14 protein-coding genes and 3 tRNA genes are annotated in these 17554 nt (G+C 61.7%); 12 read left to right on the top strand and 5 right to left on the bottom strand.

Translation table 11 applies throughout. The features are described from left to right. Positions 1–2 precede the first annotated feature (2 nt). From fabI to dnaG, 4 genes are all read right to left on the bottom strand, one after another. Positions 3–767 carry an enoyl-ACP reductase FabI gene (fabI, locus tag VSX56_RS13425; RefSeq protein WP_350937795.1) on the bottom strand — a complete coding sequence of 255 codons (765 nt, stop codon included), beginning with the start codon at positions 765–767 and terminating at the stop codon, positions 3–5. 123 nt (positions 768–890) lie between these two features. Beyond that, positions 891–1382 carry a hypothetical protein gene (locus VSX56_RS13420; RefSeq protein WP_339111993.1) on the bottom strand — a complete coding sequence of 164 codons (492 nt, stop codon included), beginning with the start codon at positions 1380–1382 and terminating at the stop codon, positions 891–893. A gap of 3 nt (positions 1383–1385) precedes the next feature. Further along, positions 1386–3392 carry an RNA polymerase sigma factor RpoD gene (rpoD, locus tag VSX56_RS13415; RefSeq protein ID WP_350937793.1) on the bottom strand — a complete coding sequence of 669 codons (2007 nt, stop codon included), beginning with the start codon at positions 3390–3392 and terminating at the stop codon, positions 1386–1388. A 132-nt stretch (positions 3393–3524) separates the two neighbouring features. After that, positions 3525–5543, bottom strand: a complete 2019-nt coding sequence (gene dnaG / locus VSX56_RS13410; RefSeq protein WP_350937791.1) for a DNA primase — start codon at positions 5541–5543, stop codon at positions 3525–3527. Between the two features lie 336 nt (positions 5544–5879). Here dnaG and VSX56_RS13405 point away from each other — a divergent pair, with 336 nt between their 5' ends. From VSX56_RS13405 to VSX56_RS13355, 11 genes are all read left to right on the top strand, one after another. Then, entirely contained in the window at positions 5880–7694 is a 1815-nt protein-coding gene (locus VSX56_RS13405) for a pilus assembly protein TadG-related protein (protein ID WP_350937788.1), read from the top strand. Between the two features lie 9 nt (positions 7695–7703). After that, positions 7704–8282: a TadE/TadG family type IV pilus assembly protein gene (locus VSX56_RS13400; RefSeq protein WP_339111989.1), complete on the top strand. Its 579-nt coding sequence runs from the start codon at positions 7704–7706 to the stop codon at positions 8280–8282. Next, positions 8279–8923 (top strand): TadE/TadG family type IV pilus assembly protein, encoded by a 645-nt coding sequence (locus VSX56_RS13395; RefSeq protein ID WP_339111988.1) that lies wholly within the window; start codon positions 8279–8281, stop codon positions 8921–8923. The genes VSX56_RS13400 and VSX56_RS13395 overlap by 4 nt, the downstream gene beginning before the upstream one ends. An 82-nt stretch (positions 8924–9005) precedes the next feature. After that, positions 9006–9236 (top strand): hypothetical protein, encoded by a 231-nt coding sequence (locus VSX56_RS13390; RefSeq protein WP_339111987.1) that lies wholly within the window; start codon positions 9006–9008, stop codon positions 9234–9236. Positions 9237–9357: 121 nt separating this feature from the next. After that, positions 9358–10662, top strand: a complete 1305-nt coding sequence (locus VSX56_RS13385; RefSeq protein ID WP_350937784.1) for a homoserine dehydrogenase — start codon at positions 9358–9360, stop codon at positions 10660–10662. Between the two features lie 234 nt (positions 10663–10896). Further along, the gene (glpX, locus tag VSX56_RS13380; RefSeq protein WP_339111985.1) at positions 10897–11868 is read left to right on the top strand and encodes a class II fructose-bisphosphatase; all 972 of its coding nucleotides are present in this window, start codon (positions 10897–10899) and stop codon (positions 11866–11868) included. A gap of 101 nt (positions 11869–11969) precedes the next feature. After that, a complete protein-coding gene (gene rlmF, locus VSX56_RS13375; RefSeq protein ID WP_339111984.1) occupies positions 11970–12875 on the top strand; it encodes a 23S rRNA (adenine(1618)-N(6))-methyltransferase RlmF in 906 nt (301 codons plus the stop codon). 63 nt (positions 12876–12938) lie between these two features. Beyond that, a complete protein-coding gene (gene recJ, locus VSX56_RS13370; protein ID WP_350937781.1) occupies positions 12939–14693 on the top strand; it encodes a single-stranded-DNA-specific exonuclease RecJ in 1755 nt (584 codons plus the stop codon). 116 nt (positions 14694–14809) lie between these two features. After that, a tRNA-Glu gene (locus VSX56_RS13365) sits at positions 14810–14884 on the top strand. A 25-nt stretch (positions 14885–14909) separates the two neighbouring features. After that, positions 14910–14984, top strand: a tRNA-Glu gene (locus VSX56_RS13360). Between the two features lie 25 nt (positions 14985–15009). Continuing rightward, positions 15010–15084: transfer RNA gene (locus tag VSX56_RS13355), tRNA-Glu, on the top strand. 156 nt (positions 15085–15240) lie between these two features. Here the strand turns inward: VSX56_RS13355 and ychF are convergent. Next, the gene (gene ychF / locus VSX56_RS13350) at positions 15241–16338 is read right to left on the bottom strand and encodes a redox-regulated ATPase YchF (protein WP_350937779.1); all 1098 of its coding nucleotides are present in this window, start codon (positions 16336–16338) and stop codon (positions 15241–15243) included. 163 nt (positions 16339–16501) lie between these two features. Between ychF and trpA the strand changes: the two genes are divergently transcribed. After that, the gene (trpA, locus tag VSX56_RS13345) at positions 16502–17299 is read left to right on the top strand and encodes a tryptophan synthase subunit alpha (protein ID WP_339111981.1); all 798 of its coding nucleotides are present in this window, start codon (positions 16502–16504) and stop codon (positions 17297–17299) included. Positions 17300–17554 lie beyond the last annotated feature (255 nt).

The following is a 17554-nucleotide window of genomic DNA, read 5'->3' as shown; positions in this document are numbered from 1 at the left end:
CCCTATCCGGTAATGTTGAAACCGCCGTCGATGTAATGCAGTCCGCCGGTGATATTGGCAGCCTCGGCGCTCGCCAGAAAGGCCGCATAGGCCCCGCAATCCTCGATCGTGGCAAGCTGATGGGTGGGCGCACGGGCGCTGGCGGCATCCATCATCTCGTCGAAATGCGCAATTCCGCTGGCGGCACGCGTCTTGAGCGGACCGGGCGAGAGCGCGTGTACGCGAATACCCTTGGGCCCGAGTTCCGCCGCCATATAGCGCGAGACCGATTCCAGCGCGGCCTTGACCGGCCCCATGATATTGTAATCCTTCACGACCTTCTCGGCGCCGTAGAAGCTGACAGTCATACAGGTGCCACCCTGCCCCATCAGCGGCTCGGCGCGGCGGACCAGTTCGATAAAACTCCCGACCGAGATATCCATCGCCTGCGTGAACCCCGTGCGCGAGCAATCGGTTACGCGGCCATGCAGATCCTCCTTCGGGCAAAAGGCGATGGAATGCAAAAGCGTATCGAGCCGCCCCCATTTGGCGGTGATCTGCACAAAGAGATCCGTCAGCTGGTCTGGATCGGACACATCGAGCGGAGCAAAGATCTCTGCCCCCAGCTCCTCTGCCAGCGGGCGCACATATTTCTCGGCCTTTTCATCGAGATAGGTGATCGCCAGATCCGCCCCTTGGGCCTTCAGCGCCTTGGCGCAGCCATAGGCGATGGAGCTCTCGTTGGCGATCCCAACGATCAGGGCTTTCTGACCGGCAAGCGAGAACATGGGCTGGCTCCTTCGATGTCCGTAGAGGGTGAAGGCCGGAAAACCTGGCCGAAACGCATACATGGAACACGGCCCATCATGCCGAGCCTGCGCCGGATTTCCAGCTTTTTCCGCACCGCAGCGTCAGGCGAAGGCCGGACGCATTTCCTCGACCATTGCCGAACGGATCAGGTCCAGCACTGGCGGGTCCACATCATAGCGACGCAGGTGGATGCGGTAGGGGCGCGGGGTATACCACCAGCTGAGTTTCAGCGCGGGGGTGGCGGCGGTGACCGACATCACATGCTGGCGCAGCGCGCCGCGCAGATTACGGCTGCAGGCCCCCACATGCAGCACCTGTGACCCGCTGCCGGTGGGCTGCAAGATCTTCAGCCGGTGGCGGTTCTGCGGTGTCAGGTTCTGGCGATAGAGCGTAAAAGCCTCCGCCGTCTCCGCCGGATCGCCCAGATCCTCGATCAGATAGATCGCGCCACATTCCCACGGGAAGCGGGCGTCCAGATCCTCGCCCCAATGGGCATTCTCGAGCGTTACCGCCTCGCTGAAATGCGCAGCGCGCGCGGTTTCCACCACGCGCGCGATACGATCCAGCGGGCCTTCAATCGTTTCTGGCCACATAGGTTATTGGTCGAGGAACGACCGCAGCTTGCGCGAGCGCGAGGGGTGCTTCAGCTTGCGCAGCGCCTTCGCCTCGATCTGACGGATCCGCTCGCGCGTCACCGAGAACTGCTGACCCACTTCTTCGAGCGTATGGTCGGTATTCATGCCGATGCCGAAACGCATCCGCAGAACCCGTTCCTCGCGCGGGGTGAGCGAGGCCAGAACCCGCGTGGTGGTTTCCTTGAGGTTTTCCTGAATCGCGCTGTCGAGCGGCAGCACGGCATTCTTGTCCTCGATGAAATCGCCCAGCTGGCTGTCTTCCTCGTCCCCGATCGGGGTTTCGAGCGAGATCGGCTCCTTGGCGATCTTCATCACCTTGCGGACCTTCTCGAGCGGCATCTGCAGCTTTTCGGCCAGTTCTTCCGGCGTCGGCTCCCGGCCGATCTCGTGCAGCATCTGACGACCGGTGCGGACCAGCTTGTTGATCGTTTCGATCATGTGCACCGGAATACGGATGGTGCGCGCCTGATCGGCGATCGAGCGGGTGATCGCCTGACGGATCCACCAGGTCGCATAGGTCGAGAACTTGTAGCCGCGGCGATATTCGAACTTATCCACAGCCTTCATCAGGCCGATATTCCCTTCCTGGATAAGATCGAGGAATTGCAGACCGCGGTTGGTGTATTTCTTGGCGATCGAGATCACCAGACGGAGGTTGGCCTCGACCATCTCCTTCTTGGCGGCGCGCGCCTCTTTCTCGCCCTTCTGGACCTGATTCACGATGCGGCGGAACTCGGTGATATCCACACCGATATAGGTCCCGATCTGGGCCATATCGCCACGCAGCTCTTCCACCTTGTCGCGATATTTCTCCATCAGGACCTGCCAGCCACGGCCGGGTTTGGCAGCCATTGCATCGACCCAGGTCGGGTCCAGCTCGTAGCCACGATAGGATTCCACGAATTCGCGGCGGTTGATACGGGCCTGATCAGCCAGTTTCACCATCGCCGAATCGGTCGACATGATACGGCGGTTAATCCCGTAAAGCTGATCGATCAGCGCCTCGATCCGGTTGTTATGCAGATGAAGCGAGTTCACCAGCTCGACGATCTCGGAGCGCTTCTTCTGATAGGCCGCCTCATCGGAGACCGAGAAGGTGCCATCCTCGTTCAGGGTGGCCGACATCCGCATATCCTGCATTTCGGCCAGATCGTCATAAAGCAGCGCGATGGATTCGAGCGTCTCGAGAACACGCGGCTTCAGCGCGGCTTCCATCGCAGCGAGCGACATGTTGGGCGCGTCGTCCTCATCCTCGTCATCCGAATCGATCGGATTGCCGTCGGCGTCGAATTCCTGCGTCTTTTCGGCAGGGCGCACCTGCGCATCACCACCGCCGACGCCACCAACGACATGCTCGTCATCCTCGCCCTCTTCATCGAGCGAGCGGCCGAAGGTCGCATCGAGGTCGATCACGTCGCGCAGCAGAATGTCTTCTTCCAGAAGTTCGTCACGCCAGATCGTGATCGCCTGGAAGGTCAGCGGGCTTTCGCACAGCCCGGCGATCATGGTGTTCCGGCCCGCCTCGATCCGCTTGGCGATGGCGATCTCGCCCTCGCGCGACAGCAGTTCCACCGAGCCCATCTCGCGCAGATACATCCGAACGGGGTCATCGGTGCGGTCCAACGTCTCGCCGGAGCCCGACGAAAGCGCGACCTCGCGCGAACCGCCGCCAACAGTGGCCAGCGCACCGCCGGAAGAGGAGCCGTCATTCTCGGACGCATCCTCGTCTGCTTCCTCGTCCTCGATCACATTGATGCCCATCTCTGAGAGCATCGACATGACGTCCTCGATCTGGTCGCCCGACACCTGATCGGGCGGCATGACCGCGTTCAGCTGGTCATAGGTGATGTAACCTTTTTCCTTGGCCTCGGCGATCATGCGTTTGACCGCCGTCTTCGACATGTCGAAGGACGTACCATCGTCATTGGCGGTATTAGGCTTGTTATCGTCGATGTCTTTGGCGGCCATGGGCGCTCCTTGATCGGCTTGGGCTGTAGCACGGCTAGGGCGGGTACGAATCATATCCCGCTGTATTATCGAATCATTCGACCGAATCACAGGGGGGTGAATCGATCATATTCAGGGCGTTGCATCACCGCGTCATTTTTTCTTCCGCCATATCTCTTGATCGATGACCGATTGCAAATACGCCGAAAGCGCGGCCCGGTCTTCCCCCATATCACTCGTATCATCCAGTTTTGAACGCGACGCCTTCTGTTTTTGTCGCGTTGCTTGGCTCAGGCGCCATGTCAGCCCTTCATCGGCGACGCCTTCCAAGTCTTCCATCGCATCTTCCACTTCGGCCCGCACGGCCCGTTCGGCGTCGAGTTTTGCCAGTTCTTCGGCCAGACACATACGCGCAAGCGCCGTATCCGTAACCTTCACCACGGGCGGCGCGCTACGGAGATGGGGCAAACTCATCATATTTTCAAGATAGTCCCCCATCTGATTTTGCAAGAGCCGCGTCAATTCTTCCGGCTCAAGCCCCAGATTCCGGAGCATCAGATTGCGTAACCGGTCGTGATCGGGATTGGCAAAGGGTGCATTTTCCAGCTGCGCCTCGAACTCGGCCACCAGCCGTGGATGCGAAACAAAGATCGCCAGCACCATCGCCGCGCGCAGATTTTCGGCCACCGCCGCATCCTGCGCCACGGCCAGCATGGAGTTGCGGGTCTGCTCGAGCGGCAGCGCGGGCAGCTTGCCCCAACCGCCCCGCCCGCCATTGCGGCCCTGTGGATAATTACGGCGGAAATTACCACCGCCTTGTTGATAATCCTGTTGATAGCTCTGTGAGTAAGCCCCACGACCCGAGAGATCCCGCTCGGGCTCGCGGCCCAGCCCGAACAGTTCGCGGCGCTTCTGGCGGATTTCCTCACCATAATGCGCTCGAATCGAGGGATCCTTGATCTGCGAGATTGCCGCGCGCAGTTCCTTGTCGAGCGCGGCTTTGCGCTCGGGGCTGTCGAACACACGCCCCTCGATGGCACGGCTCCACATCAGCTCGATCATCGGACGCGCGGTCTTCAGCACCTCGGCCATCGCCTCGCGGCCCTTGGCCTTGATCAGATCGTCGGGGTCCTGTCCTTCGGGCATGATCGCGATGCGCAGCCCCTTGCCCGCCTCCATCAGCGGCAGTGCAAGATCGATCACCCGATGGGCAGCGCGGATACCGGCCGTATCACCATCAAGCGCGATGACCGGCTCGTCATGGATACGCCACAAAAGCTGTAACTGGGTCTCGGTGACAGCGGTGCCCAGAGGCGCTACCGCGCCACCGAACCCCGCCTCCACGAGCGCGATCACATCCATATAGCCTTCACAGACCACAAGCTGCGCCCCCTTGCCGCACGCCTCGCGGGCGGGCCCGTGATTATAGAGCGAGCGGCCCTTGTCAAAGAGTTCGGTCTCGGGCGAATTCAGATACTTGGCGTTATCATTGGGGTCCATCGCCCGCCCGCCAAAGCCGATACAGCGCCCGCGGGGATCCCGGATCGGATAGATGATGCGGTTGCGGAAGACATCATAGGGCTGCTTTCCCTTGGTCGAGGCCTTGGCGAGCCCCGCACCGATGATCAGGTCCTCGGCGATTCCCTTGGCGCGCAGCGTATCCCACAGGCCCTGCCAGCCATCGGGGGCAAAGCCTATCTCGAAACGCGCCTGCGCCTCGGGGCCCAACTTGCGCCGTGCGAGATAGTCGCGCGCACCCTGCCCCGCCTGCGTGTTGAGCATCAGACGGTAGAATTTCAGCGCCTCTTCCATGACCTTGGCAAGCTCGGTCCGGCGGTCGGATTTCTCCTGCGCCCGCGGATCGCGGGCGGGCATCTGCATCCCCGCCTCGGTGGCGAGGATCTCGACCGCTTCCATGAACCCGACATTCTCGGTCTCGCGCACGAAGGTCAGCGCGTCACCTTTGGCATGGCAGCCAAAACAGTAATAGTAGCCCTTGCGATCATCCACATGGAAAGACGCGGATTTTTCCTGGTGGAACGGGCACGGTGCCCACATATCGCCCTTGGCCTGATTGGACTTGCGATTATCCCACATGACTTTCCGCCCGATCACCTGCGAGATCGAGAGGCGGTTGCGTAGTTCGTCGAGGAATCCTGGCGGCAAGCTCATAGGGAGTATATCGGCGCAGTTCGCGCCCCTGTCCAGAGGGTGCGGGATCAAGTTGACGCAAAATTCTCCGGCCTGCCGCCGGATCCGATCCGACATGTTTTGGCCGCAAAGCATCAAGAAAGTGCCGAGATAGCTAAAATACGCGCTAGATTCAGGCCGCTTTGCCTACCGTGATTGATCCAATCTGAACAGTTCGCTGCAATCCTCCCTGAATGCTCAACACAAACACCATTCCTGCCCGAGAATTGCCCCAATTCTGCCCCATGCAAAAGATTAAGAAGACATGAAGAAGTAGCCTCGTTCCACGTCCCCCTCTGCCCGCCCGGAGTTCGTCCAATGGTCCATAGCCGCACCCGCCTGCCCGATATGGCCTGCCGGAGCCTACGGCCTGCCATGCGGATGCGCGACGAGGAAACCGGCGCGATCCTTCCGCTAGTGATCATCCTGCTGACGGTGCTGCTGGTCCTCTCGGGCGTGGCGCTCGACTTCATGCATTTCGAAGCCCGCCGGACCCAGATCCTTGCGGTCCTTGACCGTGCCTCCCTTGCCGCCGCCTCGCTAAGCCAGGAACTCGAACCCGAGCTTGTCGTGGATGACTATCTCAAGAAAGCGGGGCTCGAGGATGTCGACCGGACCGTGACCGTCACCGAAGGTAGCTACGGGGAATGGCGCAGGGTCCGCATCGAGGCGACCGATACCATGACGACGAGCTTCATGGGACAACTCGCGCAGATCGGCATCAAGACGCTCTCCACCAAGATCGTCAGCGAGGCCTATGAGGCCATCGGCAATGTCGAGGTCTCGCTGGTGCTCGACGTGTCGGGCTCGATGGCGACCGATGTCGGTGACGGCGTGACCCGCCTCGCGGCCCTGCAGAAGGGCGCGGATACATTCGTGGACCAAATGTTTACCAAAGTGCAGCCCGAAAACGCACCCGATGGACGGCTGTCGATCTCGGTCATCCCCTATAACCAGCAGGTCGTTCTGGGCGATGATCTGGCGGCACAGTTCAACCTGTCCACCGAACAGACGGACACGACCTGTGGTGATGTCTTCCTGCTGCCGACCGATACCATCGCCATCAGCCCGACCACTGCGATCCAGCGCACGATGTCGGGCGACAGCCTCGATTACTATGTGCGCTTCGGCTATAATGCCGACAACTATAACGGATGGCAGTTCCCCTATCACACCTGGGTGTCGAACTGCGACGAGCAAAGCTACTCCCCGGTCCTGCCCTTCAGCAATTCACAGACCGACATCGAGAAAAAGATCGGCAGCCTGAAGGCCAGTGGCGATACGGCCATCGATATCGGTGCGCGCTGGGGTCTGGCACTGCTTGATCCTGCGGCCCAGCCGGTCGTCGACAATCTGATCAGCGAAGGGGACGTGGACTCCTCCCTCGACGCCCGCCCCTATGAGTACGACCTTGATGGCACGGCAGATATCGACGACCGTTCGATCAAGGTAATGGTCCTGATGACGGATGGCGAGAATACCGGGTCGTTCAGCATCAAACAGAAATATCAAAGCGGACCCTCCGAACTCTACTCGACCAAAAGCGCGGATTCGCTGAACCCTGCCGATTCCGGCTCCACCAACAGCTCCACGACCAGCGAATGGGACTCGCTCTACTGGCACGACGATAGCTACAGCACCACCAAATGGTATCGTCTGACCAACAAGAAGTGGTATTACCGCGACAGCAATGGCTTCTACACGACCTCCACATCCCGTTATGGCGGCACACAGAAGAATTATGTCTCCGACACGGGCAAGCTCTACCAAATCGACTGGTCGACGGTCTGGGGCAAACTCAATTTCCGGCACGAATACGTTGCCTATACCTATTTCGATGCAGTCTATAAGACCATCAAACGCAGCACATCTTTCCCGGGCACCTACGCCGTTTTTTCCGATGGCAACACCTTCACCAAAAAGGACACGGCGCTTAAGGCGATCTGCACCACCGCGAAAGCCAATGACATCCTGATCTATACGCTCGCGGTCGATGCCCCCGATAACGGTGCCGCTATATTGAAATCCTGTTCGTCGGGCGATGGCTATTACTATGACATCACCTCAGACGAACTGACCGATGCCTTCGCCGAGATCGCTGCCTCGATCAACTCGCTACGCCTGACGAATTGAGGGAAGACGATGCGACGAAGCCTACTCGGACGTTTCCACCACGACCAATCCGGCGCCAGCACGGTGGCCGCGGCCATCGTCCTGCCCTTTTTCTTGATGTTCGTCTTTGCGGGTGTGCAGATCTTTGTGCTCCAGAGCAAACAGACCATGCTCGATCGCGGTCTCGAGATCACCGCGCGCAACCTGCGACTGCAGACCTATGGCAGCACTTTCCCCTCCCAGGAAAAGATCAAGAGCAATATGTGCCGCAATATCGGCCTAATCAAGCACTGCACAGACCAGCTGACCATCGAGCTTGTCGCCGTCGACCGGAGCACATGGACCGCTCCCGACTGGAGCACGACGGCCATCTGTCATGATTATAGCGACGGCAAGGCACTAGATGCGAAACCCGTCCTCCAGCAGGGCACCGAGAACCAGATCATGCTGATGCGGGCCTGTCTCAAAGTGCCTTCCCTGCTGACAGACACGCTGATGAATATCTCTGCCGCGAGCATTCTGAAATGGGCGATGCTTGCCAAGGATGATGACGGAGAGATGAACCTCGTATCGATCACTGTCTTTGCCAACGAACCGATCCAGCAATGATACGCCTCCGCCTCTCCCGCTTGCGCCACAATGAAGACGGCTCGATCCCGATCGAGGCGGTCTTCGGCTATCTGATCCTGACCGTCTGGGTCTTTCTGGCCTTCCAGTTCTACGATGCGTTCCGCACCAAAGGCGAGGTCGCTCGCGCGTCCTATGATGTGGCCGATATCCTCTCGCGCGAGCGTTCGGCCATCGGCCCCGCCTATATCGCGGGGATGAAGAAGGTCTTCGACTTTGCGTCGCGGTCCAGCTTCGACGGGCAGACCTCACTGCGGGTCACCCTCATCACATGCGGCGCGAAGAACAATACCAATGTCTGCGACGGGGTGGACAAGTTTGTCGGTGTGGACGAATCCTATTCGCCTGACGGGCTGACACCGCAAACGAAGAAATCCCTGAAAACACAGGCGGACCGTATTCCGATCCTCGGTGCGGGCGATACAGCGGTCATTGTCGAGACGATCTATCGCTACCGCCCGCCCTTCAATCTCAGCAATCTCGTGCTTCTCCTGCCGGGCAGTGGCGGCACCCAGAGCACGTTCAATGTCGGCATGGAACAGAGCGCCGACGGGATACCTATCGGGAACTTCATCGTGACCCGTCGGCGTGGCACCGCCATCACTTGGGATGACGCATCCTGATCGTGTCAATGGACCCCGATCGGGCTGGTCAAGACCTGCGGCCCTGCCTATGGTCGGCCCTGCCCCGTCGGAAGGAGAATCGATGCGACATCTGCCCTGCCTCGCCCTGATCCCGCTGCTCTGTGCCGCGCTTTCGGCCTGTGGCGGAGGGCCGATGATGGACGGCGGCTATCCCGAGCTTCTTCCCCTCGACCAGATTCTCACCCCCACGCCCGAGCCCGATTACACCGCAAGCCGGGCGCTCGAAGCACGGGCCGACGCGCTCAGGGCCGAGGCCGAGGCGCTGCGCAATGCCCCGACCGGCGAGAACTGAGCTTCACCTCGCTGTCGCCACCTGATGGATCTCTGCCGTGCCTTGCCGACGATGCGCGTTGCACGGACAGGGTTTTCCGGCTAACAGACCCCAACTCTGACCAATTCCGATGAGGTATCTCATGTCCACACAGCCCGCGACCGGCCCCGCTCTTCGTCTCGGCATTGCCGGCCTTGGCACAGTGGGGATCGGCGTCGTCAAGATTGTCCAGCGCCATGCCGAGCTGCTGGCCGCCCGCACGGGCCGTCGCGTGGAAATCACCGCCGTTTGCGCCCGTGACCGGACCAAGAACCGCGATGCCGATCTGTCGGGCTACGCTTGGGAAACCGACGCGGTCAGCCTTGCCAAGCGCGACGACATTGATGTTTTCGTCGAGCTGATGGGCGGCCATGAAGGTGCCGCGAAGGACGCGACCGAAGCCGCTCTGAAAACCGGCAAGGATGTGGTCACCGCCAATAAGGCGCTGCTGGCCCATCACGGGCAGTCGCTGGCAGAACTGGCCGAGAGCCTTGGCCGCGTGATCCGTTTCGAGGCGGCGGTTGCCGGTGGCATCCCCGTGATCAAGACCTTGACCGAAGGCATGGCCGGCAACCAGATCCGCCGCGTCATGGGCGTGATGAACGGCACCTGCAACTACATCCTGACGCGGATGGAGGATGCGGGCCTGCCCTATGCGACCGTATTCGAGGAAGCCCGCCAGCTGGGCTATCTGGAAGCCGACCCCAATCTCGATGTGGGCGGCATCGATGCCGGTCACAAGCTCTCGCTTCTGGCCTCCATCGCCTTCGGCACCAAGGTGGCCTTCGATGATGTGGTCCTCGAAGGTATCGGGCGCATCTCGATCGACGATATCCGTCGTGCGGGCGATATGGGCTACAAGATCAAGCTGCTGGGCGTGGCGCAGATGACGGGCCGTGGCCTCGAGCAGCGTATGACCCCCTGCCTCGTGCCTGCCACCTCGGCCTTGGGCCAGCTTTCGGGCGGCACGAATATGGTGGTCATCGAAGGCGATAGCGTGGGCCAGATCGTGCTGAGGGGCGCAGGCGCGGGCGAGGGCCCGACCGCCAGCGCCGTGATGGGCGATGTCTCCGATATCGCGCGCGGTTTGCGCCTGCCGACCTTCGGCATTCCGGCCGCCCAGCTGAGCGATGCGACCCATGCCTCGGCCACGGCCCCCGCGCCCTATTACCTGCGCATCAATCTGGCCGACAAACCGGGGGCGCTGGCCAAGGTGGCACAGGCGCTCGGTAATGCGGGCATCTCGATCTCGCGGATGCGTCAATATGGCCATGCCGATAGCGCCGCCCCCGTGCTGATCGTCACCCATAAGACGACCACTGATGCAATCGACCACGCAATCGCCAGCTTCCCGCAGACCGGCGTGGTGCAAGGCGACCCCGTCGCCCTGCGTATCGAGGAAGTGTAAGGAGAAGGCGGGGCCAGTCCCCGCCTTCTTCATGACGCGTCCCCCGCTCTGTGCCTGCGGGACAGCCCACCGCAGCATGCCTTCCCCTGCCCCGCTCCGCGCGCAGAAATCCGCCCGCCAAAAGCACTAACTTCAGGCTGTTAGCGGTCACGGGGGTTGCCCTGCCCTGGCAAACGGGTTTTCTTGGCGTTGGCCCATTTGCACTGCGCGCAAGCGCATTAAACAGGACAAGACATGAACACTCCCGTAGATTTCAATGACCGCATGCTCTCGCTGGGCCTGGCCCGCGTATCGGAGGCCGCAGCCCATGCCAGCGCCGATCTGATCGGGCGCGGTGACGAGAAGGCCGCGGATCAGGCGGCCGTGAACGCCATGCGCGAGCAGTTGAACATGCTCGACATTCAGGGCGTGGTCGTGATCGGCGAGGGGGAGCGCGACGAAGCCCCCATGCTCTATATCGGCGAGGAAGTCGGCACCGGCACCGGCCCTGCCGTGGATATCGCGCTCGACCCGCTCGAAGGCACCACGCTGACCGCGCTCGACATGCCCAATGCGCTGACCGTGATCGCCATGGCACCGCGCGGCACGCTGCTGCATGCGCCCGATGTCTATATGGAAAAGCTCGCCATCGGTCCGGGCTACGAGAAAGACGTCGTCACCCTCGATATGTCGCCCGCCGAACGCGTGAACGCGCTCGCCAAGGCCCAAGGTGTGGCACCGCGTGACATCACCGTGTGCATCCTCGACCGCGAGCGCCATCAGGACATGATCAAGGAAGTCCGCTCGACCGGCGCCGCGATCCGCCTGATCACCGATGGCGATGTCGCCGGCATCATCCATTGCGCCGAGGCAGAGGCCACCGGTATCGATATGTATATGGGTTCGGGCGGCGCGCCCGAGGGCGTTCTGGCAGCCTCCGCGCTCAAATGCATGGGCGGCCAGATGTGGGGCAAGCTGCTGTTCCGCAATGATGACGAGAAGGGCCGCGCGGCAAAGGCAGGCATTACCGATCTCGACAAGATCTATGCGCGCGACGAGCTGGTGACCTCGGATGTGATCGTGGCGATGACGGGCGTGACCAATGGCTCGATCATGAAGGGCGTGAAGCGCACCCCCGATTACATCGAGACCGAGACGGTGCTGATGCGCTCGAAAACCGGCTCGGTGCGCCGGATGCTCTATCGCAACCCCACCACCCGCAAGTAAGCGGCTTTTCCCAGCGCGCTCTGTCGGCTAGGACAGGGCCTATGGCCACCGGATACAGGTCCGGTGGCCTTTCCTTTTGCCGCAATCCGAGGATGCGCCCTATGGCCAGCAAACCCCTGCTCCACCCCCGCAACCAGCATCGGGACGGCTATGATTTTGCGCGCCTTCTGGCGGACAGCCCCGATCTGGCCGGTTTCACCACGCTCAACCCCTCGGGCGGCACCACCATCGATTTCAAGGATGCCAAAGCGGTCCGCGCCCTCAACCGCGCATTACTGAAGACGCATTACGGCATCGACGACTGGGACATCCCCGAAACCTATCTCTGCCCGCCCATTCCCGGTCGTGTCGATTACATCCATTATCTGGCTGATCTTCTGGCAGAGGCCGATCGGGGCCGCATCCCGCGCGGGCCGGGTATCCGTGCGCTCGATATCGGGACGGGCGCGAGCCTCGTCTACCCGCTGACAGGGCTGCGCGAATATGGCTGGAGCTTCACGGGCGCCGATATCGACCCCGTCTCCATCGCCTCGGCGCAGGCAATCTGCGAGCGGAACGCGCTGCCGATCGAGCTGAGACAGCAGCCCGACGCCGAAAATATCTTCAAGGGCCTCCTCACTGCCGATGATCTTTTCCACGTCACACTCTGCAACCCCCCCTTCCATGCCTCGATGGAGGAGGCGCAAAAGGGCACCGAGCGCAAATGGCGCAATCTCGGCCACGGAAAGTCGAAGGCGCTGAATTTTGGCGGGCAGAATGCCGAGCTATGGTGCGAGGGCGGCGAGATCGGGTTTCTCTCGACGATGATCACCCAAAGCCGGATCTATGCCGAGCAATGCCTGTGGTTCACCTCGCTCGTCTCCAAGAAGTACAATCTGCGCGTGCTCGAGCGGCTGCTGCGTGACGCGAGGGTGGACGAGATGCGCATGGTCGAAATGGCGCAGGGCCAGAAGACCAGCCGCTTCATCGCATGGACCTATTATCCCCGACGCCAGCGCAGCCTGTAACCCGCGCTGCTTTTCCCCAGTTGCCTCTGGCGGCACCGCCCTCTTTTGGGCTAGGACTGCGCCATGAGTGCCTTTCTGAATGTCGAACAATCGCTGACCAATCGCCATTGGGTGGGCCCCGGCCCCGAATCCGATCGGTTGACCGAAGCCATGGTGCAGGAAACCCGCCTGCCCCATCCCCTCGCCCGCATCCTCGTGGCGCGCGGCGTGCCGCCGATGGAGGCGGCAAGCTTCCTCGAGCCGACCTTACGCGACCTGCTGCCCGATCCGCGCGAGATGCTGGATATGGAGAAAGCCTCGACCCGGTTTCTGGCCGCGGTCAAACGCCGCGAGCGGATCGCGATCTTTGCCGATTACGATGTTGATGGCGGGTCTTCTGCCGCGCTCCTGATGGTCTGGCTCAAGCAGATGGGGGTAACCCCCACGCTCTATATCCCCGACCGGATCGACGAGGGCTATGGCCCCAATGTCCCCGCGATGGAGGCCCTTGCACGGGATCACGACCTGATCGTCTGCGTCGATTGCGGCACGCTCTCGCACGAGCCGGTGGCGGCGGCCAGGGGCGCGGATGTAATTATCCTCGATCACCATCTGGGCGGCGAGACCCTGCCCGATTGCGTGGCCTGCGTAAACCCCAACCGGCAGGACGAGACAAAGGACCTCGCGCATCTCTGCGCCGCCTCCGTGGTCTTCCTGATGCTGGTCGATGTGAACCGCCTGATGCGGAGCGAGAGCCTCAAGGGCCCGGACCTCATCGCCATGCTGGATCTGGTGGCGCTGGCCACGGTGGCCGATGTGGCTCCGCTCATTGGTTGCAATCGCGCGCTGGTGCGCCAAGGCCTGAAGGTCATGGGGCGGCGCGACCGCGTGGGGCTGCGCGCGCTGGCCGATGTGGCACGGATGGATCAGGCCCCCAATGCCTATCATCTGGGCTTCCTTCTGGGGCCGCGGATCAATGCGGGCGGACGGATCGGCGCCGCCGATCTGGGCGCGCGGCTTCTATCAACCGATGATACCGCCGAGGCGGAGGCGCTGGCCGCCCGCCTTGACCAGCTTAATACCGACCGCCGCGATATCGAGAACCGCGTGCGCGAAGCCGCCCTGAAACAGGCCGAGGAACGCGGCCTCGATGCGCCTCTGGTCTGGGCTGCGGGCGAAGGCTGGCATCCGGGTGTGGTGGGGATCGTCGCCGCCCGCCTCAAGGAGGCCACCAACCGCCCCGCCGTGGTGATCGGGCTCGATCAGGGGATCGGCAAGGGCTCGGCGCGCTCGGTCAATGGTGTGGATCTGGGGGCTTCGATCCAACGTTTGGCCGCCGAGGGGCTTTTGCTGAAAGGGGGTGGCCACAAGATGGCTGCCGGCCTGACGGTCGAGGAAGGCAAGCTGGAGGCCGCGATGGAGCGTCTGGCGGAATTGCTGGCCAAACAGGGCGCAGGCACCGGTGGTCCGCGCGATCTGCGCATCGACACGCTCCTGATGCCGGGCGCGGCCACCACCGATCTGATCGAGCAGATCGAACAGGCCGGCCCCTTTGGTCAGGGCGCGCCCGCGCCACGCTTCGCCTTCCCGGCAATGGAGATCACGGGCGCGCGTCAGGTGGGCGAGTCGCATCTGCGATTCTCCTTTGGTGACGGGCTCGGCCAGAAACGCGATGCCATCGCCTTCGGGGCCTTCGACAGCGCCATCGGTCCGGCCCTCGCCAAACCGGGGGCCACGCGATTCCACTTGGCAGGACGATTGGAAATCAACTCGTGGGGCGGCCGCAACAAGGTCCAATTGCGGCTCGAGGATGCGTCTCCGGCTGTCGAAACCCTTTGAAACGCCTTATTTTCATAGCTCTTTCCACCATGCGTTACGACAGGTGAGAATATCGTGAAAAAACCTCTTGCGCGGCGGATAAACCTCGACTATCTACCGCCCCACGCCGCAAGCATGGCCCGTTCGTCTATCGGTTAGGACGCCAGGTTTTCAACCTGGAAAGAGGGGTTCGATTCCCCTACGGGCTGCCACTTGCAACGCAGGCGTGTCAGAAATGGCCCGTTCGTCTATCGGTTAGGACGCCAGGTTTTCAACCTGGAAAGAGGGGTTCGATTCCCCTACGGGCTGCCACTTGCAACGCAGGCGTGTCAGAAATGGCCCGTTCGTCTATCGGTTAGGACGCCAGGTTTTCAACCTGGAAAGAGGGGTTCGATTCCCCTACGGGCTGCCAGCGCATCCATCTACACTCTCACATATCTACCTGATTAGGCTCGGTTTTCGCCTATTTTCTACGTTGTGAAGCGGTATGGCGGATGGGGTCGTCCCTCACGAAAAAGGGGCGGCGCAAGCCACCCCTTCCGGATCGGTCCTGATTTTCGGGACGCGCTCAGGCGTTGAACAGGAAGTGCAGGACGTCGCCGTCTTTGACCTCGTAGGTCTTGCCTTCCACGCGGAACTTGCCCGCTTCCTTGGCACCGGCCTCGCCGTTGCCCGCGACATAGTCGTTATAGGCGACGGTCTCGGCACGGATGAAACCACGCTCGAAATCACCATGGATGACACCTGCGGCCTGCGGGGCCAGAGTGCCCTGCGGGATGGTCCACGCACGCGCCTCTTTGGGGCCCACTGTGAAATAGGTCTGCAGACCCAAAAGCTCGTAGCCCGCACGGATCAGACGGTCGAGACCGGCCTCCTCGAGCCCCATCTCGCCAAGGAACATTTCGGCTTCCTCGGCGTCGAGCTGGCTGATCTCTTCCTCGATTTTGGCCGAGATCACCACCGTGCCCGCGCCCTGTGCCGCGGCCATCTCGGCCACTTTGGCCGAGAGCGAATTGCCGGTCGAGGCCGAGCTTTCCTCGACATTGCAGACATAGAGGATCGGCTTCGAGGTCAGCAGTTGCAGCATGCGCCACGCTTTCTGGTCCTCGTCCGAGATCTGCACGGTGCGGGCCGGACGGCCCGCTTCCAGCGCCTCTTTCGCGGCCAGTAGCAGCCTCTCCTGCTCTTTGGCGTCCTTGTCACCACCACGGATCTTGCGCACGAGATTGGCCAGACGCTTCTCGACCGATTCCAGATCAGCGATCATCAGCTCGGTCTCGATCGTCTCGGCATCGGCCACCGGATCGATACGGCCATCGACATGGGTGACGTCATCATCCTCGAAGCAGCGCAGCACCTGCGCGATGGCATCGGTCTCGCGGATATTGGCGAGGAACTGGTTGCCCAGACCTTCACCCTTAGACGCGCCCTTCACCAGACCGGCAATATCGACGAAGGTCATGCGGGTCGGGATGATCTCCTTGGACCCTGCGATGCTGGCCAGTTTTTCCAGACGCGGGTCGGGCACGGCCACATCCCCCACATTCGGTTCGATCGTGCAAAACGGGAAGTTTGCAGCCTGCGCCGCTGCCGTTTTGGTCAGCGCGTTGAACAGGGTCGACTTGCCGACATTCGGCAGACCCACGATACCCATCTTAAAGCCCATCACGCTCTCCTTGGCAAAACGGTCCTGAATTTCTGGCCCGTTCCTAAAGCGCCCGGGCATTTCATGCAAGATTGCGCGGCGTGGCGAGAGCTTGTGATGCAGGCTTTGCTAGACAATAGCGGCGGCTTACGCGAAAAGAGGCGCAAAGATCAGGGAGCATGTCATGGAAACCACCCGCATCGACGCGAAATTCGCAGCGCTCAAGGCCGAAGGTAAAAAGGCCTTTGTCGCCTATATCATGGGTGGCGATCCCGATGTGGAACGCTCGCTCGATGTGATGAAGGCGCTGCCGGGTGCGGGCGTGGATATCATCGAACTGGGCATGCCCTTCACCGATCCGATGGCCGATGGCTCGACCATCCAGCTGGCCGGCCAGCGCGCGCTCGATGGCGGCATGACACTGCAGAAGACACTGGATATGGCCGCCGAGTTCCGCAAGACCGACACTGTGACCCCGATCGTGATGATGGGCTATTACAACCCGATCTATTCGCGCGGTGTGGACAGGTTCCTGGCGGATGCGAAAGCCGCCGGGATCGACGGGCTGATCGTGGTGGATCTGCCACCCGAGGAAGATAGCGAGCTGTGCCTTCCGGCGCAGGCGGCCGGGATCAACTTTATCCGGCTGGCAACCCCCACCACCGATGCGAAACGCCTGCCCAAAGTCCTGCAGAACACCTCCGGTTTCGTCTATTATGTCTCGGTGACGGGCATCACCGGAGGCGCTGCCGCGCAGGCCGCGGATGTGGCGCCCGAAGTGGCACGGATCAAGGCATCGACCGATCTGCCAGTGATCGTTGGCTTCGGGATCAACACTCCGGAGGCCGCGCGCGAGATCGCCGCGATTGCCGATGGCTGTGTCGTGGGCTCGGCCATCGTGAAACAGGTCGCCGAGGGCAAGCCCGCAGCCGAGGTTGCGGAATTTGTGGCCTCTCTGGCGGGCGGCGCGCATTCGGCCTGATCTATGGCGCGTGGCGCACGGGTGCGGGGGCTCTGCCCCCGGCGCCTGAGCGGCGCCTCCCCCGGGATATTTGAGGACGCTGGAAAACCAGAGGCACCCGGGCATATCGACCGTCATCTGCTGTCCCCGACGGAGCAGTCCCGGATGCCTCTTCTTCCATCGTCACGGTCATCGGCGTCCCCGCCTGTGCCGCCCGATCAGATTGGGACATTCGCCTTAAAATTGCATTACTGTTTCTATCAAGGAAACGAAATC

This window comes from Thioclava kandeliae (assembly GCF_040297545.1).
GTDB lineage: Bacteria > Pseudomonadota > Alphaproteobacteria > Rhodobacterales > Rhodobacteraceae > Thioclava > Thioclava kandeliae.
This window is presented reverse-complemented; position numbering and strand designations above follow the sequence as displayed.